This window comes from Grimontia kaedaensis, from assembly GCF_023746615.1.
Lineage (GTDB): Bacteria > Pseudomonadota > Gammaproteobacteria > Enterobacterales > Vibrionaceae > Enterovibrio > Enterovibrio kaedaensis.
Map to the genome: position 1 here is coordinate 1,663,232 of NZ_CP082276.1, position 25,692 is coordinate 1,688,923.

General features: G+C 50.7%; 23 protein-coding genes. 18 read left to right on the plus strand and 5 right to left on the minus strand.

What is annotated here, in order from left to right; translation table 11 throughout:
• Positions 1-6: 6 nt before the first annotated feature.
• Together K6Q96_RS24480 and K6Q96_RS24485 are read right to left on the minus strand one after the other, a co-directional pair.
• Positions 7-1,038: a carbohydrate ABC transporter permease gene (locus K6Q96_RS24480; protein WP_251881059.1), complete on the minus strand. Its 1,032-nt coding sequence runs from the start codon at positions 1,036-1,038 to the stop codon at positions 7-9.
• Between the two features lie 101 nt (positions 1,039-1,139).
• Entirely contained in the window at positions 1,140-2,378 is a 1,239-nt protein-coding gene (locus tag K6Q96_RS24485) for an ABC transporter substrate-binding protein (protein WP_251881061.1), read from the minus strand.
• 408 nt (positions 2,379-2,786) lie between these two features.
• On the opposite strand from K6Q96_RS24485, the gene K6Q96_RS24490 reads away from it, so the two are divergent.
• From K6Q96_RS24490 to K6Q96_RS24555, 14 genes are all read left to right on the plus strand, one after another.
• Entirely contained in the window at positions 2,787-3,860 is a 1,074-nt protein-coding gene (locus K6Q96_RS24490) for an ABC transporter ATP-binding protein (RefSeq protein WP_251881063.1), read from the plus strand.
• On the plus strand, positions 3,861-4,391 hold the full coding sequence (locus K6Q96_RS24495; RefSeq protein ID WP_251881065.1) for an ester cyclase: 531 nt from the start codon (positions 3,861-3,863) through the stop codon (positions 4,389-4,391).
• Positions 4,392-4,424: 33 nt separating this feature from the next.
• On the plus strand, positions 4,425-5,741 hold the full coding sequence (gene hisD / locus K6Q96_RS24500) for a histidinol dehydrogenase (RefSeq protein WP_251881067.1): 1,317 nt from the start codon (positions 4,425-4,427) through the stop codon (positions 5,739-5,741).
• A gap of 12 nt (positions 5,742-5,753) precedes the next feature.
• Entirely contained in the window at positions 5,754-6,800 is a 1,047-nt protein-coding gene (locus tag K6Q96_RS24505) for an ester cyclase (protein WP_251882385.1), read from the plus strand.
• On the plus strand, positions 6,797-7,567 hold the full coding sequence (locus K6Q96_RS24510) for an SDR family NAD(P)-dependent oxidoreductase (RefSeq protein WP_251881069.1): 771 nt from the start codon (positions 6,797-6,799) through the stop codon (positions 7,565-7,567). The genes K6Q96_RS24505 and K6Q96_RS24510 overlap by 4 nt, the downstream gene beginning before the upstream one ends.
• Positions 7,567-8,586 carry a LacI family DNA-binding transcriptional regulator gene (locus tag K6Q96_RS24515; RefSeq protein WP_251881071.1) on the plus strand — a complete coding sequence of 340 codons (1,020 nt, stop codon included), beginning with the start codon at positions 7,567-7,569 and terminating at the stop codon, positions 8,584-8,586. Before K6Q96_RS24510 ends, K6Q96_RS24515 begins: the two co-directional genes overlap by 1 nt.
• Complete coding sequence (locus K6Q96_RS24520) at positions 8,583-9,551, plus strand: nuclear transport factor 2 family protein (protein WP_251881073.1); 969 nt, start codon at positions 8,583-8,585, stop codon at positions 9,549-9,551. The genes K6Q96_RS24515 and K6Q96_RS24520 overlap by 4 nt, the downstream gene beginning before the upstream one ends.
• A 37-nt stretch (positions 9,552-9,588) precedes the next feature.
• A complete protein-coding gene (locus K6Q96_RS24525; RefSeq protein ID WP_251881075.1) occupies positions 9,589-10,551 on the plus strand; it encodes a cupin domain-containing protein in 963 nt (320 codons plus the stop codon).
• Entirely contained in the window at positions 10,548-11,243 is a 696-nt protein-coding gene (locus K6Q96_RS24530; protein ID WP_251881078.1) for an alpha/beta fold hydrolase, read from the plus strand. The genes K6Q96_RS24525 and K6Q96_RS24530 overlap by 4 nt, the downstream gene beginning before the upstream one ends.
• The gene (locus tag K6Q96_RS24535; protein WP_251881080.1) at positions 11,243-11,938 is read left to right on the plus strand and encodes an RraA family protein; all 696 of its coding nucleotides are present in this window, start codon (positions 11,243-11,245) and stop codon (positions 11,936-11,938) included. Before K6Q96_RS24530 ends, K6Q96_RS24535 begins: the two co-directional genes overlap by 1 nt.
• A gap of 90 nt (positions 11,939-12,028) precedes the next feature.
• Positions 12,029-13,012 carry a TRAP transporter substrate-binding protein gene (locus K6Q96_RS24540; RefSeq protein ID WP_251881082.1) on the plus strand — a complete coding sequence of 328 codons (984 nt, stop codon included), beginning with the start codon at positions 12,029-12,031 and terminating at the stop codon, positions 13,010-13,012.
• A gap of 83 nt (positions 13,013-13,095) precedes the next feature.
• The gene (locus K6Q96_RS24545) at positions 13,096-13,596 is read left to right on the plus strand and encodes a TRAP transporter small permease (protein ID WP_165012585.1); all 501 of its coding nucleotides are present in this window, start codon (positions 13,096-13,098) and stop codon (positions 13,594-13,596) included.
• Positions 13,593-14,891, plus strand: coding sequence for a TRAP transporter large permease (locus K6Q96_RS24550; protein ID WP_251881084.1), 1,299 nt, complete (start codon positions 13,593-13,595; stop codon positions 14,889-14,891). Before K6Q96_RS24545 ends, K6Q96_RS24550 begins: the two co-directional genes overlap by 4 nt.
• Before the next feature lie 275 nt (positions 14,892-15,166).
• The gene (locus K6Q96_RS24555; RefSeq protein WP_251881086.1) at positions 15,167-17,119 is read left to right on the plus strand and encodes an LTA synthase family protein; all 1,953 of its coding nucleotides are present in this window, start codon (positions 15,167-15,169) and stop codon (positions 17,117-17,119) included.
• Between the two features lie 148 nt (positions 17,120-17,267).
• Here K6Q96_RS24555 and K6Q96_RS24560 read toward each other — a convergent pair whose 3' ends face one another.
• Positions 17,268-17,987 (minus strand): SDR family oxidoreductase, encoded by a 720-nt coding sequence (locus K6Q96_RS24560; protein WP_251881088.1) that lies wholly within the window; start codon positions 17,985-17,987, stop codon positions 17,268-17,270.
• Positions 17,988-18,087: 100 nt separating this feature from the next.
• Here K6Q96_RS24560 and K6Q96_RS24565 point away from each other — a divergent pair, with 100 nt between their 5' ends.
• On the plus strand, positions 18,088-19,008 hold the full coding sequence (locus tag K6Q96_RS24565) for a LysR family transcriptional regulator (RefSeq protein ID WP_251881090.1): 921 nt from the start codon (positions 18,088-18,090) through the stop codon (positions 19,006-19,008).
• Here the strand turns inward: K6Q96_RS24565 and K6Q96_RS24570 are convergent.
• Both K6Q96_RS24570 and K6Q96_RS24575 read right to left on the minus strand, forming a co-directional pair.
• Positions 19,005-19,631, minus strand: a complete 627-nt coding sequence (locus K6Q96_RS24570) for a putative periplasmic lipoprotein (protein WP_251881092.1) — start codon at positions 19,629-19,631, stop codon at positions 19,005-19,007. The two genes, K6Q96_RS24565 and K6Q96_RS24570, sit on opposite strands and share 4 nt — an antisense overlap.
• Positions 19,632-19,860: 229 nt before the next feature.
• Positions 19,861-20,772 (minus strand): DMT family transporter, encoded by a 912-nt coding sequence (locus K6Q96_RS24575; protein ID WP_251881094.1) that lies wholly within the window; start codon positions 20,770-20,772, stop codon positions 19,861-19,863.
• A 116-nt stretch (positions 20,773-20,888) separates the two neighbouring features.
• On the opposite strand from K6Q96_RS24575, the gene K6Q96_RS24580 reads away from it, so the two are divergent.
• The 3 genes from K6Q96_RS24580 (at position 20,889) to K6Q96_RS24590 (ending at position 25,596) form a co-directional block, all read left to right on the plus strand.
• On the plus strand, positions 20,889-21,779 hold the full coding sequence (locus K6Q96_RS24580) for a LysR family transcriptional regulator (RefSeq protein WP_251881096.1): 891 nt from the start codon (positions 20,889-20,891) through the stop codon (positions 21,777-21,779).
• A gap of 190 nt (positions 21,780-21,969) precedes the next feature.
• Positions 21,970-22,599, plus strand: a complete 630-nt coding sequence (locus K6Q96_RS24585; protein ID WP_251881098.1) for a hypothetical protein — start codon at positions 21,970-21,972, stop codon at positions 22,597-22,599.
• 6 nt (positions 22,600-22,605) lie between these two features.
• Positions 22,606-25,596 carry a methyl-accepting chemotaxis protein gene (locus K6Q96_RS24590; RefSeq protein ID WP_251881100.1) on the plus strand — a complete coding sequence of 997 codons (2,991 nt, stop codon included), beginning with the start codon at positions 22,606-22,608 and terminating at the stop codon, positions 25,594-25,596.
• Positions 25,597-25,692 lie beyond the last annotated feature (96 nt).

Genomic DNA, 25,692 nt, shown 5'->3' on the forward strand with positions numbered 1-25,692 from the left:
GCCCTCCTAGGCTGACTTACGGTTGAAATCACGCCAGGTTCGGATAAACACCGGCATCAGTAGAATGGCCACACCCAAAATAGTGAGCATGGATGTGGATGCAGCAGAGCCAAAGAGCTGGGAGTCTGTGCCACGCAAGTCGTTGTAGATAAGCCAACTGAGTGAGGTCGCATGCGCTTCAGCGGCAAAGCCTACGATAGGTTCGAATACCCGGAAGTTGTCCATCAACTGCATCAACGCCACAAAGGTCACCAGTGGCGCCATGTGCGGGATCACAACAAAACGAATCGTCTCCCAACGCGATGCACCATCAATCATCGAAGCTTCGAGCGTGTCGGTCGGCACGGTCTGAAGACCCGCGTAAAACACGATGAAAGAGAAAGGAACAGACGACCAAATACCGTAGATAAAGAGCGTTATCCAAGTCAGTGTTGGCGAGGCCTTCAGCGAAAGCGTGTCATCATCAAACCAGATCTGTAGCGTTGCCCCAATCACGCCATCGGCGTCAATCATCCAGAACAGAATCAGTGAACCAATCAATGGCGTCACAATCATGGGGAGCAGCGAAAGGAAGATCGTGGGCCCTTTCACCAGCTTGGGTAATGCGTTGACGCAAAGCGCCACCACCAGCCCCAATACAATGACCAGTGGCGTAACGATGAAGGTATAGGCGAGCGTAAAAACCAGCGCTTTATAGAAAGGCAGGTTCATCATGCGATCGACAAAGTCACCCAAGGAAGATGATGCGTCCCACGCCTCTCCTAATTCCTGAAATGCCAGATGGCTTCGGTTAGTGTAAGTATCGGTACCGTTAAAGCGACCAAGCGGCTCTTCTTCACGAAGCTTATCCGTCGCTTCGCGGTCGACAGCGACAGTGGTTTTACAACCAAACGGCCCACAGTTTTCCGTTTCCAACACGATTTGCTCGTGCTCAACATAAAGCGACTGGACGAACACAGAGACGATCGGCAGCGCGATGAGCAAAAACATGACCAATAACGATGGCCACATAAATTTTAAGAATGTGCGATGTGGCATGAACTCCACCTTTCGTTAGGTAAGCCCCGAATCCCTCCGGGGCTAAGGTGTGATAGAAGCCTATCTATTACAGATGCTTGGGTAGTAAAGATTTTTAGTACTTATAGAAAGCCCTGTTCACGGGCAGAGGTCATATACGCTGCTTCAATGTCCTTGAGCGCTTGCTCTGCCGATTCATTACCCAAAAGAAAATCCGGCAGCTCTGCACCCAGTGCGGAGTGCAGCAAACCCATATAAGGCAGCATTGGGTAAGGGTTGGCTTGCTCTTGAACCGTTGCAATCACTCCCATCGCGGACGGATCCGGCTCATAGCCTTCAATCAGCCACACCGCTTTTTCTTGGTTAGCCTGCATCATCTCTGTCGAAATGGCATGGGTCATGACTTTGAACGTCGCTTCAGCGTCTTGCGGGGAAAGGTTGCTGGCCACTGTCCATCCGTCCCACCACAGGGTCGCACCCGGTGTACTGCTCCCTGAAAATACCGGCGTATTGGTGAGTACTGTGTTGGCAACAATCTCTGGACTGGAGCCTTCACCATCCAGAATCGCAGTCGCACGTGAGCCCCATAACAGTGCCAGCGCGACTTTGCCGTCTTCCCACAATGCCTGGGTGCTGTTGGAATCAAAGGTTAAAAAGTCAGGATTAGAAAGCTCCGTCAGTGCTTTCAGTGTATTGAGCGTTTTCACACCATTGGCATTGTTAAGGTTCGGAATCGCACTTCCCGGTTTAAAGAAGCTCTCTCCGGTGGCACTAAAGATATTGATAAACTCTTCACCGAGATTCCATCCGGTTTTGGTATTCAGAGCGACAGGGTATTTCATCAGTCCCATCTGTTGGATTTTCTTGCCTGCAGCAATCATGTCCTCAAAGGTTTTCGGTGGCTCAACACCTGCTTTTTCAAGGATATCTTTGCGGTAAAAGAGGTGCTGCGAATTCGCCATAAAGGCCACGGCCATCACTTTTCCATCAATCTTGATCAACTGTGACGGCTGAAGGCTTTGCCCGTATTTTTCGACCATATCATCGAGAGGCTGGATCAGGCCTTCATTCAGTAAGGGCACAATAGAGCTGGTTGATACAATGGCGGTGGAGTACTTAGCGGGGTTCGCTTTCAGCGCTGCGTTTTGTAGATCGCGGTGGTCTTTGGTTTGGTTTTTGGTCACGCTCAGCTTGTTCGTGGTGCATCCCTCAGCTTGCGCTGCTACCGCGTGCAGTGCGGGAAAGTCATTCGACAATATGTTGACCTTTCCTTCCCCTGCACCGCACCCGTCTGCGGCTGTCGCCTGATGAGTGATAGCGAGCAAACTCGCCATGGCTATCCCTTTCACGCTGCAATTCATGTTGCTCTCCTACTTCTTCATCCGATAAGCAATAACTAAAACGATTGCGTCTCTCACTAACTTGCCTGACTTCAAATCCAGACAGAAATAGATACGTATGCAAAAATAAGATTTATTGGTTTAGGCAGATTTGGCAAGAAATCTTTAATTCCATCCCGAACGAAAAACAGTCAATTTTTATTTCCTTTAACTCATTGAAAATCATTTAAATATTAAATTTTGTGATAATTTTCATTAATTTATAAGCAGATGATTTAACTAATATTCTTATTAATAAGAAAAAAATACAAGTAAATATATTTGTGTGACCGCACTCAAATATCGCCAAACTCAGCATTCTAAAACTCATATTTCTCTGCTTATTTTGAATACGTACCCATCAAGTTTCGTTCAACATGGAGAGCAATCATGGCTGAAGTGCAGTTGCGTCATATCGATAAACGCTGGGGCGACTTTATCGGCGTCAAAGATTTCGATTTGACCATTCCTGACAAGGAGTTTCTGGTATTACTTGGACCATCAGGCTGCGGTAAAACCACCACCATGCGCATGATTGCTGGGCTAGAGGAAGCGACCAGCGGAGAAATATTGATTGATGGCAAGGTCGTGAACGATCTTGAGCCGAAAGACAGAGATGTAGCCATGGTGTTCCAAAGCTATGCGCTCTACCCCAACATGAGCGTGTATGAGAACATCCGGTTTCCGCTGAAAGTTCGCAACATCGACCCGGCCACCCATGATGAGAAAGTCATGCGTGCAGCGGAAATGGTCGAGCTCACTAATTTCCTACACCGCCGCCCAGCCGATCTTTCCGGTGGGCAGCGCCAGCGTGTGGCGCTGGCACGTGCCATTGTGCGCGAGCCCAATGTGTTCCTGATGGACGAACCGCTCTCGAACCTGGATGCAAAACTGCGCGTTTCAACTCGGGCGCAAATCAAGAACCTCTCCCACGAGCTACAAATCACCACGATTTACGTCACCCATGACCAGATCGAAGCCATGACGTTGGCAGATCGCGTGGTGGTCATGAGTGCTGGTAACGTGCAGCAAGTGGGCACACCAACAGAAATTTATAACTACCCAGCCAACACCTTTGTGGCGAGTTTTATTGGCTCACCCGCGATGAACCTGATGAAAGGCAGCATTGCAGATGGTGTATTTACCGCAGAGAACGTCACTATCACAGGGTTGGATACGCGCCTTTCCGGCAACATCACGCTGGGGTTCCGCGCAGAAGATGCCGTTGTCACTGATGGCAGTGAAACGTCTAGCGGCATTAACGCCAAGGTCTTCTCCATCGAGCTGTTGGGTGATGCCACCATGATCACTGTCAAGGTCAATGATGAACTCGTCGCCATCAAGGCAGATAAAGAGTATGTCACCGACATTGGCCAACCCTTCTCAGCCACCATTTCCGCCAGTATTTGTCATCTTTTCGACGCAGAATCTGGCGAACGGATCTCTCAACCGGAGTCAGCGTAAATGAAAGGCTCAAGACCCGAACAGGCCGCTCTCACCAAAGACACAGACATGACCAAGACAGATGAAACCCGCCAGGTTATCGAGTCGATGGTCGATGGCCTCAACGATCACCGCATTGCTGATATCGGTGAGTTTTTTTCTCAAAGCTTTCGTTGGTTTGGTAATCAGGGCTGTGGCACCAAACATGGTTTGGAGGCCTTCCAACGCAACTGGCAAAGGCCTTTTCAGGCAGCCTTTTCAGACAAAGTCTGCGTGGACGAAGCAAGACTATATATGGGCGAATGGGCGGCCGCATTTGGCCATCAAACCGCCAAACATACCGGCACATTCATGGGCATCGCCCCAACCGGTCAACAAGTGGAAATCCGTTACATGGATTTTTGGAAAGTGCAGGACGGAAAAATCGTCGACAACTGGGTGATGGTGGACTTTCCACACGTGCTCGCCCAGTTAGGTGTCGATGCATTCAACGGCGAAGGCTGGGAAGCGTTTGACCGCAATGAAAAAGTCCCGCCATCACCCGCTTCATAATTTTCATTATTTTCGCCTTTAGAGGAAAAACACATGACAGTCAGATATTTAAAAACAGGGAAGTCAGAGTCTGATAAAGAGAGCGACAACGAGAAAGTCGTCCAGATCGTTGCTGATACCCTGAAAAAGATTGAGCACGAGGGCGATGCCGCCGTTCGCGAGCTGGCGATCAAATTCGACAATTACGCGCCAGAATCTTTCCTTCTGTCCCAAGAGGATATCGAAAGCATTATTGCCAAAGTCTCCCCTGAAAATATGGCAGACATTCGCTTTGCCAACGAGCAGGTCACCAACTTTGCGAAAGTGCAACTGGCATCAATGAGCGACGTGGAAGTCGAGACCTTGCCGGGCGTCATCCTCGGGCACAAGAATATTCCGGTACAAAGTGTCGGCTGTTACGTCCCTGGCGGAAAATTCCCTATGGTGGCCTCGGCGCACATGTCGGTCGCCACGGCGAAGGTCGCGGGCGTGCCACGCGTGATTGCCTGTACACCGCCGTTTAATGGTGAGCCTAACCCTGCAGTTGTCGCAGCGATGCACCTGGGCGGTGCCGACGAAATCTATGTGTTGGGTGGTATTCAGGCTGTGGGCGCGATGGCGCTGGGCACCGAAACCATCGCGCCGGTGCATCTGCTCGTCGGTCCGGGCAATGCCTTTGTGGCAGAAGCGAAGCGCCAGTTGTTCGGGCGCGTGGGTATCGATCTCTTTGCCGGGCCAACAGAAACCATGGTGATCGCTGACGATACCGTGGACGCCGAAATGTGTGCGACAGACCTTCTCGGTCAGGCAGAGCATGGCTACAACTCACCTGCTGCGCTGGTCACGACCAGTGAAAAGCTGGCGACCGAAACCATGGCGGAAATCGAACGTATTCTGAACATCCTGCCCACCGCCGACACCGCCAGTGTCAGTTGGCGGGATTATGGCGAGATTATTCTCTGCGATACCTACGAGGAAATGCTCGCCGTTTCTGAGGAAAAAGCCTACGAACATGTGCAGGTGATGACAGACAAGGACGACTGGTTCCTCGACAACATGACCTGTTATGGCGGCCTGTTCCTTGGCCCGCGTACCAATGTGTCCAACGGTGACAAGGTGATTGGGACCAACCACACCCTGCCGACCCAGAAAGCCGGCCGATATACCGGCGGACTTTGGGTAGGCAAGTACCTCAAGACACACAGTTACCAGAAAATCCTGACCGATGAGGCCGCAACCCTGATTGGTGAGTATGGCTCACGCCTTTGTATGCTCGAGGGCTTTGTAGGCCATGCGGAGCAGTGCAACGTGCGAGTAAGACGCTATGGCAACAAAGTCGTGCCATACGGCGAAGCTGCGGCAAGAGGATAAGCGTCCGTGACGATGGAAAATCACCGCATTGCCGACGCCTTTTCTCGCTGGCGTCAGTGTCAGAGAAACGCTGAGCTTGGCATGCTGGAAGCAGCCGCCGAAGGGCTGTTCGACCCTAATGCCGTGATCCACATGTGTCATCCTTTCGGGGACATGACAGGCGCGTCGCAATGGATTCGTCAAAGCTATGAGCCTTTGCTCGAAGCCATGCCGGATCTTGAGCGTCGGGATACCATCGTCATTCATGGAAAAGACCAACACGGTCAGCAATGGATAGGCTGCTGCGGCTATTACTGCGGCACCTTTCTCAATCCATTTTTGGATATTCCACCGACCGGGCACTTCACCCACATGCGCTATCACGAGTTCTATCAGATTGCTGATGACCGCATCGTTCAGGTGCAGGCCATCTGGGATGTGGTCGAAGTGATGATGCAAGCCAATGCCTGGCCAATGACGCCGTCTTTAGGACGGGAAGGACTGGTTCCGGGGCCAGCGACCCAAGATGGCGTGAAAGTGTTGTCGCCTGAAGCGAGTGATACGCCATCCAGCACCAAACTTGTTTTAGCGATGCTTAATGACCTGATCCGTCACCCCGCCCAAGGTGGCCCCGAGGTGATGAACCTGACGCATTATTGGCACCCAAATCTGACTTGGTATGGCCCAGCGGGTATTGGCACTTGCCGCGGTCTTTCAGGTTTTCGTCATTGGCATCAAATCCCCTTTCTCAACGCGATGCCTGATCGGGGAAAAGTACACAGTGACGCGGATATTCACCTGTTCGCCCAAGACAACTATGTCGCGGTAACGGGCTGGCCAAACATGCGACAAACGCTCAGCGCCGATGGCTGGCTGGGCATCGCCCCCTCCGGTCAACAGGTCTCGCTGCGCAGTCTGGACTTCTGGCGTATCGAAGATGGGAAGATCGCTGAAAACTGGGTTTTGGTCGACCTTTTAGATGTTTACGCCCAGCTCGGCGTAGACGTTTTTGGCAGACTGAAGGAATTCAACAAAGCCAGACCGCACCGTGCGGTCGAATTACCAAAGGAAGTATTATGACCATTGCCCTGCCCAAAACCCCTTCATTTGATCTCATTGGCATGCGTGCATTAGTCACGGGCGCGTCGTCAGGTATTGGTCTCGCGTGCGCCACGGCTCTGGCGCGAGCAGGTGCACATGTCACCTTGATGGCACGAAGAAAAGACCAGCTAGTGGCCCTTCAGCAAGCCATGGCTGACGAAGGGTTACATGCAGAAGCGCTGCCCTTGGACATGACAGATCTTGCTGCGCTAGAGCGTGAAATGAACGCCCGCGAGCCTTTTGATGTGGTACTCAACTCAGCAGGCTTGGCCAAGCACTCACCCGCTGTTGATACCCAGTCCGATGACTACGACCAGGTCTTCAACCTCAATGTGAAAGCGGCCTATTTCCTGTTCCAGTTTGCTGCCAAAAAGCTCATTGCCGCGGGCAAGCCGGGCAGCCTGATTTCGATTTCCAGCCAGATGGCACATGTCGGTGGTCTTGATCGCGCCGTTTACTGCGCCAGCAAACATGCCGTCGAAGGGTTTACCAAAGCCATGGCAATCGAGTGGGGTAAAGAAGGCATTCGCGTGAACACCGTTTGCCCCACCTTTATCAAAACCGACCTCACTGCATCGACGTTTGCGGACCCGGAAAAGCGCGCCTGGATAGAAAGCCACATCAAACTCGACCGCGTTGGTGAAGTGGAAGATTTGATGGGCGCTGTGGTTTATCTCGCTTCAAATGCCTCAGCCATGGTGACAGGAACCTCGCTGAAAGTAGACGGAGGTTGGACAGCAGAATAATGGCAAACGATAAAGTGACCTCAACCGACGTCGCCAAACGTGCAGGCGTCAGCCAGTCCGCCGTCAGCCGGGTGTTTACACCGGGCGGTTCGGCGTCGAAAAAAACCATCGAGAAGGTCAAAAAGGCCGCAGAAGAGCTCGGATACAGGCCAAACGTTTTAGCTCGCGCCATGGTCTCGGGCAAAAGCCGGGTCATTGGCTTGGTTGTCGCTTACCTCAATAACCAGTTCTATCCCGAAGCGCTGGAAAAGCTCTCCAATCAGCTACAGGAGCAGGGCTACCATGTCCTGATCTTCATGGCGAACAACTCGGATAGTGTTATCGAGGAAGTCATTGAAGAGATCCTGGATTATCAGGTCGATGGCATCATCGCCGCATCCGTCGATTTATCCTCGGAACTTGCTGCACGCTGTCGCTCAGTGGGTGTACCTATCGTTCTCTTTAACCGCTCTCAACAAGGCGATGATTTCTCTTCTGTCACCTCTGACAATTTCAGTGGCGGCATTGCTGCTGCAGAGTTTCTTGTCGCCGGTGGCCATAAAAAAATTAGCTACATTGCCGGGCTAGATTGCACATCCACCCAACGTGACCGGGAAATTGGCTTCCGTGCCGGATTGCAGCAGGCAGGTATTGATGTTCACTCCCGAGGCGATGGCATGTTCGACATGGACAAAGCTCGTGAAGCAACCCGCGCGATGTTCAAGAACGATCCGCCCGACGCTGTGTTTGTGGCCAATGATCACATGGCCTTGGCCGTCATGGACACCATCCGTTTTGAGCTCGGCCTTCGCGTTCCAGAAGACGTGTCCGTGGTTGGGTTTGACGATGTTCCCGCCGCTTCATGGCCTGCTTACAACCTCACCACACTGGCGCAACGCGCCGACATCATGGTGAGTGAAACCGTCAGAATTTTGCTGCAACAGATCAGCCATGAGAACGATGCACCTCAGAAGGTTGCCATTGGTTCGCCGTTGATCGTCCGCGGCTCAGCCAGATTACCGAAGGGATACACATCATGAAGGGCTTTAACGAAAAGTTTGTCGACTTTCCGGACTACATCATCTCAATAACGCATGAAATTTGGGAAGGGCGCAATCTCGCTTCGCTTCATGATTACTATGGTGAAGACATCATCGTCCGCTCCCCTGCCGGACTGACCATTGGCAACAAAGATGTGATTGCCCAAACGGCTGGCACACTCAATGAATTCCCAGACAGAACCTTGTATGGCGAAGATGTTATTTGGAGCGGAACGCCAGAAGACGGCATGCTCTCATCACACCGTATTTTGTCCGAAGCAACGCACATGGGCGATGGACAATTCGGCGCAGCAACGGGCAAAAAGCTTCGTTACCGCATCATTGCTGACTGCCACGCCATCAACAATCAAATTAACGACGAATGGCTCATCCGGGATCTGGGTGCCATCGTGCGTCAGTTAGGGCACGACCCCAAAACTTTCGCTATTCAGCAAATCGCCGATCAGGGGGGACAAGAACATTGCGCCCGCCCCTTCACGCCCGCGATGGACAAGCAAGGCCCTTATCTCGGTAAGGGTAACGACAACGAATGGGGACAGCGTTATGCCGAGGTGTTAACCCGCATGATGAATGCCGAGTTTTCCTGCATTCCCGATGATTATGACCGCGCTTGTCAGGCGGAATATCCAGGTGGGCTGACAGTCAACTCATGGGGCGCAATCGACCAATTCTGGATTGGCCTTCGCGCCAGCTTCCCCAATGCCACATTCAAGATTGAACACCAGATTGGGCGCGACGACCCAATGATGCCACCCCGCGCGGCGATCCGCTTTTCCCTTCACGGAAAGCATGAGGGTTGGGGCCACTTCGGTCAGCCAAGCGGTGCAGATGTTTACTTGATGGCAGCAGCGCATGTGGAATTTGGCCCTTACGGTATCAGACGCGAATTCGTGTTGTTTGATGAAACGTCTATCTGGAAACAAATCGCCCTGCACACAGATTGAAGTCAGTTATCAGGCTCGCGCCTACAAGGAGAAAATAATGGAACAGCCTCAATGGGTGAGATTCGGCGAATTGATCCCGTGTCGTACAGCCTTTATCGATGCACATACACCGGGTTCCTCCGAAAAGGAGAACTTCACCATTATTGGCGGTGGTGTGTCGGAAAGCCCTGATCAGCACGTACACATCAACGCCACGCCGGGCTTCAATATTGGCGCGGCAGGCCAACCTCCCCGCTGTTTCAACTCTCTGCACTCCCACAATACGGCGGAGGTGTTCTTTGTCTTGAAAGGACGCTGGCGTTTCTTTTGGGGAGAAACAGGCGAAGACGGTGAAGTCATCCTCGAAGAAGGGGACATTTTCAACATTCCTACCCGCTTATTCCGTGGCTTTGAAAACATCGGTAGCGATTACGGAATGATCATGTCGATACTGGGTGGCGATGATGCCGGCGGCGGCGTCATTTGGGCACCGCACGTCCGCGAGGCCGCTCAGGAACATGGCTTAATCCTCAGTGAAACAGGCCGACTTTACGATGCCAAGCGCGGTGAGTCGCTGCCAAGTGGAGAGAATGAAATGCCTCTTCCTCAGCAGGACTGGCTTGACACTCTACTCCGCCCAGATGCGACGACCGTGGTGAAGTATTACGTCGCCCGCTACTGGGACATGATGGCAATGTCTGCCCAAGGCGCTGTGAGTGTCATTGGCGAGCATGGCTTATTGATCGACAAACCGGGTTTTGAAGTCGACTTTCTTTCCCGTCAGTCACCGCTACCCGAAACACTTCACGCAGAAAAAGATGTGGTCCTAATGGTGATGCGAGGACATTGGTCTGTCAGTTGGCAAGACAAGACAGAAATCTTCAATCCTGGTGACACTATTTGGCTTCCCGGAGGCACCGATTACTCACTCAAGGTCACTGCCTCCGGTGAAGCCAGCCTTTTTCGTGTCACGCGCACTGATGACCCTGCTGGCCTGACTTGGACTGGGGAAGACGTATGAATGAGCCATTAGTCCTGCTTCCCGGCATGATGTGCGATCACCGCCTGTTTGAGCATCAGGTTGCTTCATTGGGTGAAGATAGAGAAGTGATCGTGATGAATATCGAAGGTCATGACAGCATGTCAGCGCTCGCAGCGGAAGTATTGGAAAACGCCCCCGAGAAGTTCGCGCTGGGTGGGCTTTCAATGGGCGGCATATTGGCAATGGAAGTCTTCCATCAGGCACCGGAGCGTATCACCCGACTCGCTTTGATGGACACCAACCCCCGCGCTGAGCTCGAAGAAGTGAAAGAGGGCAGAAAAGCGCACCTTGCCCGCACCGCTAACGGTGAAATGTTGGACGTGATGCAGGAGGTCATGATCCCCAAATACGTTCACCGCGACATCCCGCGTCCTGATATCGAAAAGCTATGCCTTGAGATGGCAGCCAACCTCGGTGATACCTGCTTTGTTAACCAGTCCCTCGCCCTTCGCGATCGCCCGGATCAGCAGGACACACTGCGCACGGTAACTGTTCCTACCCTGATACTGATGGGAGAAGACGACCAGCTCTGTCCGAGAGATCGACACGACACCATGAAGTCGCTCATTCCCCATGCTGATTTCATCATTATTCCTTTTGCCGGGCATTTGCCCACACTTGAAAAACCGGAGGCAACCACACGTGTCCTGCACGCTTGGTTGAACGCTTAATGGATAAAAAGCTCTATAAACTCTTACTGAGTGTCGACACACCCACAGTCTGTAATGCAATAGAAGTGGCGCAGGGAGCGCGCGGTTTTGACCAGTTTACACGAGGTACACTGCTTGCTTCCGACCCCACCAGCAAAGCCATGGTCGGCTATGCGAAAACCGCGCAGATTGCCGCCATTGAACCTTCCAGCTTACCGCCGGAAGACGTTAAAGCGCTGCGCATGCAGTACTACAAATATATGTCCGAAGGCCCATTCCCTTCCGTCACTGTGATTGAAGATACGGATTACCCCGACGCTATCGGTGCCTTTTGGGGGGAAATCAATACCAATGTCCACAAAGGCTTTGGCATTTCAGGCGTCTTGACCAATGGCGTGATGCGCGATTTAGGCGATTTACCAGAAGATTTCCCTGTGCTGGCCGGTTCTATCGGCCCCAGCCACGCCTTTGTACATGTTGAATCAATAGCACAACCCGTCAACGTCTTTGGCTTAACGGTCAATGAAGGTGACCTTATCCACGCTGACCGACACGGCGCAGTGGTGATTCCAAAAGACGTGATTCCCAAACTGGAACAAGCCATCCAAACCTTGCTCAAAAACGAACAAATTGTGTTGCAAGCTTCGAAGGAAGACGGCTTCGACTTTGCGCGGTTTGAACAGGCCTGGGCGGAGTTCGAACGGGTCAGAACCTAACACCTTTCAGCTGCGCATTCCGCGTGGCTTTTTCCTCGCGCTTTCATGCGCGTCAATGAATGCGACACGGCTAAAAACAAGGAGTACACCATGAAGTTGTCAATGTTGATCACTGTCATAGCCGGACTTTTTACTGCTAGCGCCTCAATGGCTGATACCACCATCCGAATTGGGCATGCCACACCGGAAGTCTCACCAATTCATCAATCGCTGCTCTATTTTGAAAAGGAAATCGAGAAGCGTTCCAACGGTGACATTGAGGTCGAAATATACCCTGGCGGCCAGCTTGGCGGCGTAAGGGAAATGACGGAGCTCGTGCAATCTGGAAACATCACCATGGCAACCGGCGCGTCCGTGCATTTGTCATCCACCGTTAACGAACTCGCGGTGCTGGATCAGTTCCTGTTGTTTGCTGATGAAGAAACCGCGCGCAACGTGCTGGATGGCAAAGCCGGTGAGTCCCTCGGCAAGGCCATGGAAAAGCAAGGCCTCAAGTCAATGGGCTTTATGGAACTGGGCTTTCGAAGCTTTACCAACAACCGCGCGCCACTGGACAGCTATGAAGCGTTTGAAGGCTTGAGAATGCGTTCAGCGGATAACCCGATTGCGATTAAAGCGTGGCGCTCTGTTGATGCCGTGCCGATTGCGCTGGCATGGGGTGAGATCTACTCATCGCTTCAACAAAACCTCATTTTCGGTCAGGAAAGTGCGTTGTCTTCTATGCTCGTTGAGCGCTTCTTCGAAGTACAGGATTACGTATCTCTCACCAACCACATCTACTGGCCTGAGCTTTGGATGGCAAACCTTGAGTGGTACCAGGATCTCAGCGATAAAGACCGCAAACTCATTGATGAAGTCGCCCGCGAAACCATTTTGCTTCAGCGCGATCTTACCCTGAAAACCAACAATGAAACGCTGGCAGCACTGAAAGAAAAAGGGCTGAAAGTGAATGAGCTTCCTCTTGCTGACCGCGAGCGCTTGGGTAAAACCATGAATGCGGCGATAGAAAGTGACATTCGCGAGAAAGTCGGCAGCGATTTCTACGACGAATTCATGTCCAACCTACAGCAATGATAAGCGCATAGGATCTGTTGACCCTAGGAGTTGGTCAACGCCAGCTCCTTGCTCTGCCCTGCAAAACGTAAAAGGAAGTCTGTATGTTCCGATTTCTGGAAAAGTACTTCGAACCGACCGTGATTGTTGCCAGTCTGGTGACCATCATCATCACTGTGTTCGCTGACGTGATAGCAAGGTTCGCTTTTTCCACCTCTATCGTCGTGGCGAATGAGATTGCAAGGCTGTGCTTTGTGTACCTCATCTACTTTGGCATCAGCTATGCCATCCGTGAACACAGACACATGCGAGTGACCTTCTTCGTGGACAAATTCCCTTCGCAGTTCAAACGCCTCATCTTGTTTGTCAGCGAGTCAATTTTCCTCGTTTACTCTGTGACGGTCTGCGTGCTGGGTGTCGAAATCACACAGCAGGCTATCGCTCGCGGAAAAACACTCTCTGCAACTCAGTGGCCAACATCCATCCTTTACGCCGCGATTATCTTTTCCGGCCTACTGTGCTCACTAAGACTCCTCTACTCCCTTTACCAAATTGGCGTAAAGGGCGACATTTCGCTTTACCAAAATGAGGAGATGCCACAATGACGTCACTGATCCTCTTCCTCAGTTTCTTCGGTATGTTGCTAATAGGTGTGCCCATCGGCATCGCGCTGGGTTCAGCGTCGTTGATAGCCATCATGTACATCCCTTTCCTCAAACCTGATTTGTATGCGCTCGGCCTTGTCAGCGGCATCAACAGCTTCACGCTGATCGCTGTGGTGCTCTTTACACTCGCCGGGAACATCATGAGTAAGGGCGGTATTTCCAAGCGTTTAATCGCAGTCGCTGATACCCTATTTGGCCGTGCGCCGGGGGACTTAGGCACGGTGACCATCATGGCATGCCTGTTCTTCGCCGCCATTTCAGGTACGGGCTCTGCCACTGTGGCAGCAGTCGGGTTAGCCATGATTCCAGCCTTGGTTAAACGTGGCTATGACCGTGCCTATGCCGGTGCCATGGTCGCCAGTGCCGGTGGTTTGGGTGTGATGATCCCACCCTCTGTGGTGATGATTGTGTATGCGGTAGCGGCAGGGGTATCAGTGACCGCCCTATTTATGGCAGGGATCCTGCCGGGGCTTGTTATTGCTTTAACCTTGATGACCTACAACTACCTGTATCGCAAGCAGGCCACACAGGTAACCATGGCAGAGCAACGGCCAGCCGCCACTGGGAAAGAGATTTTCCACGTGCTAAACGAAGCGAAGCTAGCGCTGATTATGCCCGTGGTGATTCTGGGCGGGATCTACGGCGGTATTGTCACCCCCACGGAGTCATCTGCCGTGGCAGTCGTCTATGCCTTGGTGGTGTCTTGTCTGGTTTATCGCGAATTACCGCTCAAAGCACTGCCAAAGATAATGCTGGAATCAGCCATGTTGGTGTCAGCGGTGCTGGTGATCATCGGTGCGTCTGTGGCGTTCGGTCGTATCATCGCGCTGGAGAAAATTCCGACAGAGCTGGCACAGTTTGTTCTTTCAATCACAGAGAACAAATACTTGGTGCTGGTGGCGATTTTGGTCTTACTGCTGATTATCGGTACCTTCCTCGAAACCCTCGCTTCCATTGTCATCCTAACGCCAGTGCTGTTGCCTGTGTTAACCAAGCTACAGGTTGATTTGGTGCACTTTGGTATTGTGATGATCGTGGCGCTCGCCATCGGCTTTGTTACTCCACCCTTGGGGGCAAACCTCTTTATGGCCGCACAGGTTGGGGAAATACCCTTCGAGCGGATAGCCAGGCGTATTTTGCCTTGGGTGGCCGTGTTAATAGGCGCACTGCTTATCATCACCTTTGTACCCGCAATATCGCTGATACTCCCTACGCTCTTTCTCGGGTATGGGTAGCCCATAAGCGATAACAAAATATCTTTAAGAAGCCATCCGTGAAGGTGGCTTTTTTTACGGTTATAGCAACCCTGCCATCTCACTTTGCCCAATTCGACCTCCGCTAAGAAGAGCCCGTCGAGCGCCCAACAAAACCATAGAACGTATTTTCGGTATTTCTAATAACCGCTGACATCTTATTTATGGAGCGTGTGATTCATTCATATCCAAATTATCGTGAATGTATGGTGCGCAGTTTCATTTCTCGCAGTTTATGAAGTGCTATGAGTATTCTGATGAACAAATTCAAAAAGTACCTAGGGCCTTTATACCCCATTGCTGCAACAGCACTCGTCGTTTTATTACTGATGTTCATCTCCAGAATGGCACTCGCAGTCTGGCAGATAGATAGAGTCAATGCAGCACAGGGATGGGGGCACCTTCTGGTAAGCGGACTTCGTATTGATATTTCAAGTGTTTCCTATCTGCTCATCCTGCCTTCACTACTATCTTCGTTACTTTCAGGTGAGCATTTATTGGGGAGGATATGGCATTTCACCCTGCGTATCTGGATCACTGCCGGACTTTGGCTTGTGGTTTACATGGAAGTCGCCACCGTTCCGTTTATCATTGAATATGACCTACGCCCCAACCGCCTCTTTATCGAATATCTGATTTATCCCAAAGAAGTGTTTGGCATGCTTTGGAGTGGCTACAAATTAGAACTCTTCATCGGCTTGGTCGTGTCAGTCTCTACGGTAATACTGGGCTGGCGCTGGTCAAAGCGCTTAGTCAGTCACCTCTCTTATCCCAAATGGTACTGGCGCCCTCTGATAGCGCTTTGTGTGGTTGCTATTGGCGTCATGGGAGCGCGATCCAGCTTCGGACATCGTCCCCTTAATCCAGCCATGGTGTCATTTTCAACCGATCCACTAATCAATGACCTCACACTCAACTCATCCTATTCCCTGATATTTGCCGCCAAACAAATGAGTTCAGAAGCCAATGCATTCAAGTTTTACCCACCAATGGATGAAGAACAAATCATTAGAGAAGTACAACAAAATATGCTGGTGAAGAACGAAGCGTTTATTTCAGCGAATGCCCCTACGCTTACAAAGCGTACGGCTTCCTATCAAGGGAAACCCAAGAACATCGTTATCCTGCTGCTTGAAAGTCATGGTTCCCGATATATCAGCCGTTTAGGAGGCATAAATACGTCACCCTATCTTGACCAACTGATTGATGAGAGTTGGGCGTTCAGCCGTATGTATGCCACTGGCACCCGTTCTGTCAGAGGTATTGAAGCTTTGACAACAGGTTTCTCACCGACACCCGCGCGATCCGTGGTCAAACTAGGAAAAAGTCAGACCAACTTTTTCACTATCGCTGATTTACTAAAATCTCAGGGGTATCACACTCAATTCATCTATGGTGGGGAAAGCCATTTCGACAACATGAAGAACTTTTTCCTAGGAAACGGGTTTACTGATATTCAGGACTTTCCAACATTCGACGCGCCAAAGTTTGTTGGATCTTGGGGGGCTTCAGACGAAGATCTCTATGATAAAGCAGATACTCTGTTTACTCAGTTAGAGGAACAGGACAAACCCTTCTTCAGTTTGGTGTTCTCCTCTTCGAATCACAGCCCTTTTGAGTATCCTGATGGCAAGATAACACCATTTAACAGTCCCAAAAACACGGTGGAGAACGCCGTGAAATATGCAGACTATGCAGTGGGCAAATTTATTGAACGATCCAAAAAGTCAAACTACTGGAACAATACCATCTTCCTGATTGTGGCAGACCATGATGCTAGGGCAACCGGAGATCTGCCAGTCCCCATCGGTCACTTCAGGATCCCCGCTATTATTCTTGGTGGCGGCATTGAGCCAAGGTTTGACTCCCGTTTAACCAGCCAACTTGATCTACCCCCGACACTACTGTCACTCGCTGGTATCAGCAGCATCAATCCAATGATAGGTTACGACCTCACCAAAGACGTTCCTACAAAAAATCAACGTGCCATGATGCAAAGGGGTAAAAATTTCGGTTGGATGACGGCAGATAATAAAGTCGTTGTTCTGAGGCCCGAACTAGGGATATCTACTTATCAGTATCACCCAGAATCAGACACGCTGACTGAAGATTTCGTGGATGAAAAAACGGTAATTTGCGCTCACGCTCATGCTATGTGGGGCAGTTTGGCGTTCAACGAGGACTTCTATCGCGCTCAGCCAACTTACTGAGGAGGGACACACCAATACTCAGGTTCTTTTAAACTCGCACGATATCACTCCAAACTAAGATGAAATCAGCGTTGAAAATCTGCATACCTTCCCCTTTGTATTGATAGCGCCACAATCAGTGGCGCTGCGAAACTCCTAGACTTTCCAGTTAAGGCTGCTGACGGGTAGCGGTGATCACAATCTCACGCACACACACGTTTTGTGGGAAGGAATACGCATAGCAAACGGTGCTGGCGATATCATCTGCAGCCAGAACGCCGCCCATTTCGTCTTTCCAGCTGTCGTAACCTGATTTTATTTCATCGCTGGTGGTATGGGAAAGCAGCTCGGTTTCTACCGCGCCAGGAGCGATGGTGATGACACGAACATTGGCATCCGCTACCTCTTCACGCACATTTTCAGAAATCGCGTGAACCGCAAATTTAGTGCCGCAGTAAGCCGCATGATTCGGGAAGGTTTTACGACCAGCCACTGAGCTGATATTCACAATAGTGCCGCCGTTGCGCGCTTTCATTGGTTCAAGCACTGCCTGCATACCATTTAGCAAGCCAACCACGTTCACGTTGAACATAGTTTGCCACTCTGCTGCGTTCTGTGTCGCGACATCACCCAGCAACATCACACCTGCATTGTTGACCAGCAGATCTACCTCGCCATATTCCGCTTCTGCTTCTTTAATTGCCGCTTCGAATGCGGCTTTGTCAGTCACATCGACTTTACGACACAGAGTGTTCGGCAGGTCCAGCGCTTCCAAGCGATCAACACGGCGAGCAACCAGCAGCAGCGGGTGACCCAGTGCAGACAGTTGTTTTGCAATCGCTTCGCCGATACCTGAACTTGCACCAGTAATAACAGCCAACTTTTTCATGATGTTCTTCCTCAAAGACCTTGTTGTTTTGGTTGAGGCTGCATTCTAAATTTGTCATCATTGTTGATATATATGTCACAATAAAACTCAGTGTTACCAAATGAACACCAATAAAGAAATCCTCGGCGAAAGCCTGAGTGACATCCGTGCCTTTGTTGCTATCGCAGAAACTGGCAGCTTCTCTAAAGCTGCAGAATCGCTGAATGCTTCCCGCGCTCATATGTCTCGCCAGTTAAGCCAATTGGAAGCGAGACTGGGGGTACAGCTAATCATCCGCACTACCCGCTCCCAACGCTTAACCGCGGCAGGAGAAACCTTCTTTAGCCGCTGCCGGGCTGCTCTTTCGCAACTAGATGAGGCGATTACTCTCGCCAGCAACGATGCTGATAAGATGCGCGGCCATATCGCGGTGAACTGTGTTGGCGGTATCTTGGGAGAGTCTTTGATTGGCGATGTGATTCATGCCTTCTGCGCTCGAAACACGGAGATCAGTATCGAGCTTGATTTCAGCTCAGAACGGGTTGATCTGGTGCAGTCCCGTTTTGACTTGGTGCTTCGAATGGGCGCGTTGGCCGACTCACTGTTGATTGGCCGTGAGCTCGGAGAAATTAAGATAGGCACCTACGCTTCACCAGACTATTTCGCACGCAAAGGTAGGCCATCACATCCCAAAGAACTGCAGCAGCATGACTGTCTGACCGGGTCTGTCACCAAGTGGCGATACGTGAAATCCGACGACCCAGAGCAGCATACCGATGTGGAAGTACACGGCCATTTACAATGTAAAAACGGTCACGTGCTTTTGAACGCGGCGCTTCAGGGGAACGGGATATGTCGCTTGCCCGCACTATATTGCACGTCTTATGAAGCAGAAGGAAAACTCGAGTCGGTGTTTACAGAATGGAAGGTGGATAAGGTGCCACTCTATTTGCTGTATCACAGAGACAGGCACCAACCCGCCAGATTGAAAGCGCTCATTAGTTACTTGGTCGCTAACATTCCGGCGAAATTAAAGGATTAGAAGCGGCCTGCGCTCAACTCAATACGTTGGGCTGCGTTGTCTTCATTCAGATCTTCAGGAGTACAAAGGTAAGGGCCTTTGCGGGCAAACACATCAATCGCGGCTTTGGCTTCATCGTCAAACACCGACACAGTGCATAGGCCGTCTTCCAAGCTGAATTTATGGTTCACTGTGTAGCTTTTCCCTTCATCGACGTTGAAGGTAAAGGTGTTCACACAAGACGCACCACCCGCGGCAAAGCTGTTAGCGTGGAAAGACACATTCAACGTTACTTTCTCGCCCCGCGGCATGGTCATGCTCTTGGTGCCCAGACTGTCCATGTTCAGCCCCATCGGGTCTTTACATTCAAGGTGATCGGTAAAGAGGGTGACTTCGTGGTCGCCGTTGGCAATGAACAGCTTCTGTTGATTGGTTTTCTGTGTGGCGTCCCATTCAGGATCGTAATCTTGTGAGTCGTTACTACCCACAAAATACAAAGAAGAAGGTTCAGGCAGTACCTCTCCTTTTTTCACCGCTTCCTGCTCTTTCTCCTGCTGAGCTGCGATATCAAAGGTCGGTTTTTCTGAAGACGAGCAGCCAGCCAAGATCACTGGCAATAACGCTGCGAAGACGTATTTATACATGAGAGATTCCTTTGCCAACCGTGTGAAGGAGTTATCCCTACCCTCACTTTTCTTTTGTTTTACCTCACTTTATTGACTGTCTTCTGGCAGTTCAACCAATCTGCCCGGCATTTCACCTTCCAGTATTCAAATTAAGAAAAATGCATTTCATTTTGCGGCTGGGCATAAAAAAATGCTCCCCCGGTTTTGCAAGCGGGGGAGCGTTTTAGGTTCTCTGTTCTTCGTTCAGTTATGCTGGCTCAGCAATCTCTTCTGGCGCTTTTGCCATTGCAGCCGCTTTGGCTTTGCGGGACTTTCGTTTCTCACGTCCTGCCAGCCAAAGCAGAGGTACAACAATCAGGGTCGTACCCACCACCATCAGCATGTCTGGCACTTCACCGAAGAAAACCAAACCCACACCAACAGCACACACCAAGCCGCTGTATTCGGCGCTGGCAATCTTGTTGCTTTCCGCTGCGCGATACGCAATCACACAGGTTGCAGCGTAGACCAGAATGAAAGCGGTCGAGCCAGCAGCACGCCAGAACAAGTCCAGGCTGAAAGGCATGCCTTCATAAAGTGCCAATGCAAACGCCACTGGAATACCAATCAGGTTATGCAGCAGCAGAGTTTGTGGCACCGTCTGAATGCGCGGGATTTTCGGGATCAACAGGTTGTTGATGGCCAGCGTCACCGCCACAATCAGTGCGGACATTGCCGCCCAGCTAAACTCGGTTGGACGCACCAGAATTAATACACCAATAAACCCCACCACGGCAGCAATGATAGATGCTACTGAGAGTTTCTCTCTCAAAAAGATTGCCGCAAGCGGAAGCATTATCAAGGGTGCCGCATAGAAAATCGCATTCGCTGTTGCCAGTGGCATGGTCGTGAGTGCCACAATCGCAAAGAACACACCAAGCAACCAAATGTGCGCGCGCAGTGCGTGCCATTTCAGTCCCAACGTCAAATTCTTCATAGGTGCCGTCAAACAGAAAGGCAGCAAAATGAGCACGGCAGATACCTGACGAAACAGCGCGAACTGGAAGATGGCACCATCTGGCCCTCCTTCCATGGTTTTGACCAGCGCATCGGAAAACGTTGCGCTGAGGTTTCCTATCACCAACAACGTCATGGCGAAACCTACTGAGATATTGCGCATACCTAAGGCCTCCTTTAAGCGAGAAAAAGCAACGTGGCTCACAGAATCCTCATAGTAGCGGCACTTTTTCATGACGTATAATGATGATTATTCGGGTTCTATGAGTTTTTTAGATAATGAAACTTCCACCGCTCCGAGCCGTTCAATATTTTGAAGCCACTGCGCGCTTAAACAGCTTCTCGCGGGCAGCAGAGTCTTTGAACGTGACCCAAAGTGCCGTCAGCCATCAGATCCGTTTATTGGAAGATTTTCTGGGAGAGTCCCTATTTGAACGCCAGGGACGGAATTTGCATTTAACCCCGGTGGGACAACGTTACTATGACGATATAGGCGATCCGCTCCAGGCGATTGCCCGCGCCAGTCTTCAGGTTCGGGAAGGGGTTTCTGGCAATCTTCGCTTGGCAGTGTTTAGCTCGCTCGCGGTGAAATGGCTCATGCCCCAGCTTTCGGACTTTCGCACCAAGCACCCTGAAATCGATCTTTCCCTTGAGATGTATGCTCACCGCCCGGATCTCTCAGACAAAATGGGCGACTGCTTTATCACCGACTTTGCGCCCGGCAAAAACTACGAATACGAGCTTTTGTATACCGAATACATTTACCCAGTATGCAGCACCAAAATCTGGCAACAAATCAAAGACAAACCCCTACCTGATGTGCTTTGGGAGTACCCTTTATTGTCTGTAAGATCCTTGATGGAAAACGACTGGAAAGAATGGTGCAAGGTCGGGGGTTACTCCCTACCAAGAGACGTGAAAATTCACACCTTCAGCCATATGTTGCTCGCGACAGAAGCAGCGCGCTATTCCCATGGTGTCACCCTGCTCAACCACTACTTTATGAACGAGATTGACCGCGAGCAGTTGGTACGCATTCCCCTGCATGAAATTCCGACGGGCGATAGCCTCTATTTCGTGTACAAAAAGCACCGCGCAAGACAACCTGAAATCCTGAAACTCGGACGCTGGCTACAACAAATCGCTGCGGCTGACGAGGCCGCTTTTTAAAGCGACTTCTTCGTTTCTTCATCCGCACTTATTCATATTTCCCTCACCAGCCCCTCGAACCATTCTGAAACAGGTAGTTAGGTGGTCACCCGCTGCCACACGTTTCGTCATATCGGTCTAGACTTAAATGTGAGTCAAAATCACGATTTCACTCACTTCGTCTCGTTATTGAATCAGGGTAACTGCCATTGTGAAGGATGCTTGGCGCTTATTTATTTCAAAGTCCGGTGACACACTGTCGCCCCGCAGGTCGAAAACATCACTGATAACGGCAGGTTTACTCGCGCTCAATTTCCTTGTTTCGTCTACTGTGGACGCAGAGACACAAGACGCCAAGGCATATGGTTATTCCGACCGCTATGGCGAGCTTACCCCCACAGAAGTCTTCTCACTGGTTAAAAACCTTGATGCCATCCTGATGCATTACGCCTATCGCTATAAACCTCAATTAACGAGCTCCCTGCCCAGAAAGATTATTCCTGTCCAAGGTTACTCACCTGACCGCGTTTTCGTCGCCCTTACTGGCTTATCAAAAAGACTCAATGTGTTAGCCGATGACTACGGTGTTCCAAGAGTGCAGAAGGTCCTGAGAGAGCAAGACAAAGCCATTCCGGCAGAGGTTTTCCTGCTAGCAGGCTATTGTCTGGATACCCTGGCTCACATCCTCTCTGTGATGGAGCCGGAAAACAGTTTTGGCGATTTCTATAACAACCGAACCTATCGCCGTCCGAAAACACCGTCGGATGTCTATGCCTTGGTCGATTTGATTGACCGCAAACTGATTGTGTTGCTTGGTGAACAAGTGCAGCAAATAGAGTGAGCACAGATGAAACACAAAATATTTCGTATCACCATAGGTAAACGCCTGGCCTTCGGCTTCGGGCTTATCCTCGCCATTCTTGTCACGGCAGTGGTTATCTCCAACGACAGGTTGCGGAATCTTCAAAAGCTGGAACTTGAACTGGTCAACTCCACTTTCCCTTCAACGCTGGCTGCCAGTGAACTGGTGGGCGAAATCAACAAGTCACTGGCGATATTGCGTGGCTACCTGGTGCTTGGTGACGAAGAGTTGATCACACAGCGTCAGGATGTTTGGGAAAACATCGATAACCAAATGGTGGTTCTCAAAGAAAACAAACTGAACAATCAACATATCGTGGGTTACGCAGAAAAGCTTTCCGCACTTGATGTCAGCCTGAAGCAATACCGAGGCGCGCAAGATGAAGCAGAGCAGGTTGCCCACACCGAGGACGAGCAACCGGCAATGAAAATGTACAAACAAGACATTGCCCCTATCGTGATGAGCCTTCTGCAAGACATTAATCAACTCGCTCAATTGGAACAATCTCTCCCAGCTACACCGGAGCGGAAAAAGCTTCTGGGCGTATTTGCCAACTCCAGCGCTTCCCTATCACTTGGCCTGGCCTCTGCGCGCTCTTATCTCATCGGCGGGGATGAAAACTACAAAGCAACCTACTTTCAGCATTGGACCACCAACAGCAGCGCGTTCTATGAAATCGAAAGCAAACGCCACCTTCTGACACGTGAGCAACGTGAACTCTTTGACAGCTACTCATCGGTGCGTGATCGCTTTGCCAATGAAGTCGAAAAAATGTTTAAGCTGCGTGAGTCCAAACGCTGGAACATGTCGCAATACCTCCTTGGAACAAAGGCTGCACCGCTTTCTGTTTTGTCACTGCAACTGGTTCAGGACCTCGATGCCTTACAACGCGCACAACTGAAAAAAGAAGTGGCTCAGTTAGATGAAATGAATGCTTCCATCTCCGAAGTGCTGAAGCTCACCGGTATTATTGGCATCTTCGTGGGTATATTTATTGCGTTCATCATTACCCGTTCGGTGACACGCCCTATTATTGGGATGACACGCAGCCTAAAAAGTGTCGCGCGGGAAGGTGACTACTCTATTCGCCTCCCCGTGAGAGGGTCTGATGAAGTATGTCAGTCAGCCATTGCTTTCAACAACCTGATGTCAGAGACCCAAAACGCGCTCAACGAGATTAACCAGGTCATGGAGCGTATTGCCGAGGGAGATCTGAGCCTTCGTATCAACGGCGATTACAAGGGCGATCTGCTATCGATTAAAGAGTCGACAAACGCTTCACTCATTAACGCCGAAAAGGCTGAGTATGTGAAGCAGTCTTTCCAAAACGAAGCACGAAGAGTGGCTGAAGAAAATGCCCGTGTCAGACAAGCTTTGGATAGCGTTTCCAACAACATCATGATGGCCAATAGCGAGCAACAGGTCATCTACATCAACAATGCAGCACAAGAGATGCTGATTAACGCGAAGGAGGATTTCAAACAAGAACTCCCCCACTTCGATCCAGAGGATGTGGTTGGCCACTCTATCGATTTGTTCCACAAAGACCCTCACCATCAACGTCAGATCTTAGAAGGCATAACAGAATCTTTCACCAGTGAGTTCTTTGTCGGCAATAAGGTTATGGCAATCAATGCCCAGCCCATGTTTGACAATGAAGGAGAGCGTATTGGCACTGTCATTGAGTGGATGGATCGTACCGATGAAGTGGCCATTGAACGGGAAATAGATAACGTGATTTCCTCTGCCGCTCACGGCGATTTCAGCACACGCATTGAAATGGAAGGAAAACAAGGTTTCTTTTATAACCTCGCCGAAGGCCTAAATACCCTCACCAGCAACATTGACCATTCGTTGGCTGATATGCAGCGGATTCTTGCTGCCATGGCGAAAGGCGATCTGACTGAACGCATGGAGAAAAACTACGCTGGTAGATTGGGCCTTCTCAAACAAGACACCAACCAGACAATTGATAAGCTTACAGATGTTATCCGACGAATCCGCGAAACCGCTTCAACGGTCTCTGTCTCCTCAAGGGAAATCGTATCCGGCAACCAGGATCTCAGCATGCGCACTGACGAGCAGGCAACTTCGCTGCAAGCGACTGCAACCAGTATGGAGGAGATGACAAGCACGGTGAAACAGAGCGCCGAAAACGCCTTCTCCACCAAGCTGGTCAGCATGAAAGCACGGGCAAAAGCCAGAGAAGGTGGTGAGGCTATCACACGCACGATCAACGCCATGGAAGACATCAGCACGGCCAGCAGCGAGATTGGGGAAATCATAGGCGTGATCGACGAAATAGCATTCCAGACCAATCTTCTTGCCCTGAATGCCGCCGTTGAAGCTGCACGTGCGGGTGAGCAGGGGCGTGGCTTTGCCGTCGTCGCTGGGGAAGTAAGAAGCCTCGCTCAACGCTCAGCCAGCGCAGCAAAAGAGATTAAAGAACTGATTGAAGCCAGCAACAAGAAAGTGGCTGTCGGGGCAGAATATGTCAGCAATTCAGGCAAAACACTGGCAGAGATTGTCTCTATGGTTGAAGAGATGGGTGGCAAAATGGCTGAAATTTCCGATGCGGCTCAGGAGCAAAGCATTGGTATCGAGCAGGTAAACCTTTCCATCACCAAAATGGACACTGTCACCCAGAAAAACGCTGTGTTGGTAGAAGAAGTGACCACAGCCAGCGAAGGCATGTGGAGCCTTTCTCAAGACATGACAGAGATGGTCGCCTTTTTTAACCTTAGCGAGGAAGACGACACGGACCTCATCGCTCAAGGTGCATCTCAAGACCTTAATGACGATGAATTCCTCGAATTCAGCGATGACAGCTATCGCGACCCGAATGACGGTATCGAGGAGGCGCAAAGCCCATCTGAAAAACCAAAGTTCCAGTTTGCATCTAAGAAAAAAGACGATTTGGAAGACGATGACGACGACATTGAATTCGAGTTCTATGATGGCGATAACGACAAATAAACGTTGGGACCACTAGATGCAGAGAGCATCGACAAACTGGACTCGTCAATCAACTGCCAGCCAATAAAAAAGCCGGACATAAGTCCGGCTTTTATC

Coding starts and splice junctions, on each gene's coding strand:
- hisD (WP_251881067.1), top strand. CDS start 4,425: ATGACAGTCAGATATTTAAAAACAGGGAAGTCAGAGTCTGATAAAGAG.
- K6Q96_RS24580 (WP_251881096.1), top strand. CDS start 20,889: ATGAAACTTCCACCGCTCCGAGCCGTTCAATATTTTGAAGCCACTGCG.
- K6Q96_RS24590 (WP_251881100.1), top strand. CDS start 22,606: ATGAAACACAAAATATTTCGTATCACCATAGGTAAACGCCTGGCCTTC.
- K6Q96_RS24510 (WP_251881069.1), top strand. CDS start 6,797: ATGACCATTGCCCTGCCCAAAACCCCTTCATTTGATCTCATTGGCATG.
- K6Q96_RS24560 (WP_251881088.1), bottom strand. CDS start 17,987: ATGAAAAAGTTGGCTGTTATTACTGGTGCAAGTTCAGGTATCGGCGAA.
- K6Q96_RS24490 (WP_251881063.1), top strand. CDS start 2,787: ATGGCTGAAGTGCAGTTGCGTCATATCGATAAACGCTGGGGCGACTTT.
- K6Q96_RS24515 (WP_251881071.1), top strand. CDS start 7,567: ATGGCAAACGATAAAGTGACCTCAACCGACGTCGCCAAACGTGCAGGC.
- K6Q96_RS24545 (WP_165012585.1), top strand. CDS start 13,096: ATGTTCCGATTTCTGGAAAAGTACTTCGAACCGACCGTGATTGTTGCC.
- K6Q96_RS24575 (WP_251881094.1), bottom strand. CDS start 20,772: ATGCGCAATATCTCAGTAGGTTTCGCCATGACGTTGTTGGTGATAGGA.
- K6Q96_RS24550 (WP_251881084.1), top strand. CDS start 13,593: ATGACGTCACTGATCCTCTTCCTCAGTTTCTTCGGTATGTTGCTAATA.
- K6Q96_RS24570 (WP_251881092.1), bottom strand. CDS start 19,631: ATGTATAAATACGTCTTCGCAGCGTTATTGCCAGTGATCTTGGCTGGC.
- K6Q96_RS24555 (WP_251881086.1), top strand. CDS start 15,167: ATGAACAAATTCAAAAAGTACCTAGGGCCTTTATACCCCATTGCTGCA.
- K6Q96_RS24535 (WP_251881080.1), top strand. CDS start 11,243: ATGGATAAAAAGCTCTATAAACTCTTACTGAGTGTCGACACACCCACA.
- K6Q96_RS24495 (WP_251881065.1), top strand. CDS start 3,861: ATGAAAGGCTCAAGACCCGAACAGGCCGCTCTCACCAAAGACACAGAC.
- K6Q96_RS24520 (WP_251881073.1), top strand. CDS start 8,583: ATGAAGGGCTTTAACGAAAAGTTTGTCGACTTTCCGGACTACATCATC.
- K6Q96_RS24525 (WP_251881075.1), top strand. CDS start 9,589: ATGGAACAGCCTCAATGGGTGAGATTCGGCGAATTGATCCCGTGTCGT.
- K6Q96_RS24485 (WP_251881061.1), bottom strand. CDS start 2,378: ATGAATTGCAGCGTGAAAGGGATAGCCATGGCGAGTTTGCTCGCTATC.
- K6Q96_RS24480 (WP_251881059.1), bottom strand. CDS start 1,038: ATGCCACATCGCACATTCTTAAAATTTATGTGGCCATCGTTATTGGTC.
- K6Q96_RS24530 (WP_251881078.1), top strand. CDS start 10,548: ATGAATGAGCCATTAGTCCTGCTTCCCGGCATGATGTGCGATCACCGC.
- K6Q96_RS24505 (WP_251882385.1), top strand. CDS start 5,754: ATGGAAAATCACCGCATTGCCGACGCCTTTTCTCGCTGGCGTCAGTGT.
- K6Q96_RS24540 (WP_251881082.1), top strand. CDS start 12,029: ATGAAGTTGTCAATGTTGATCACTGTCATAGCCGGACTTTTTACTGCT.
- K6Q96_RS24565 (WP_251881090.1), top strand. CDS start 18,088: ATGAACACCAATAAAGAAATCCTCGGCGAAAGCCTGAGTGACATCCGT.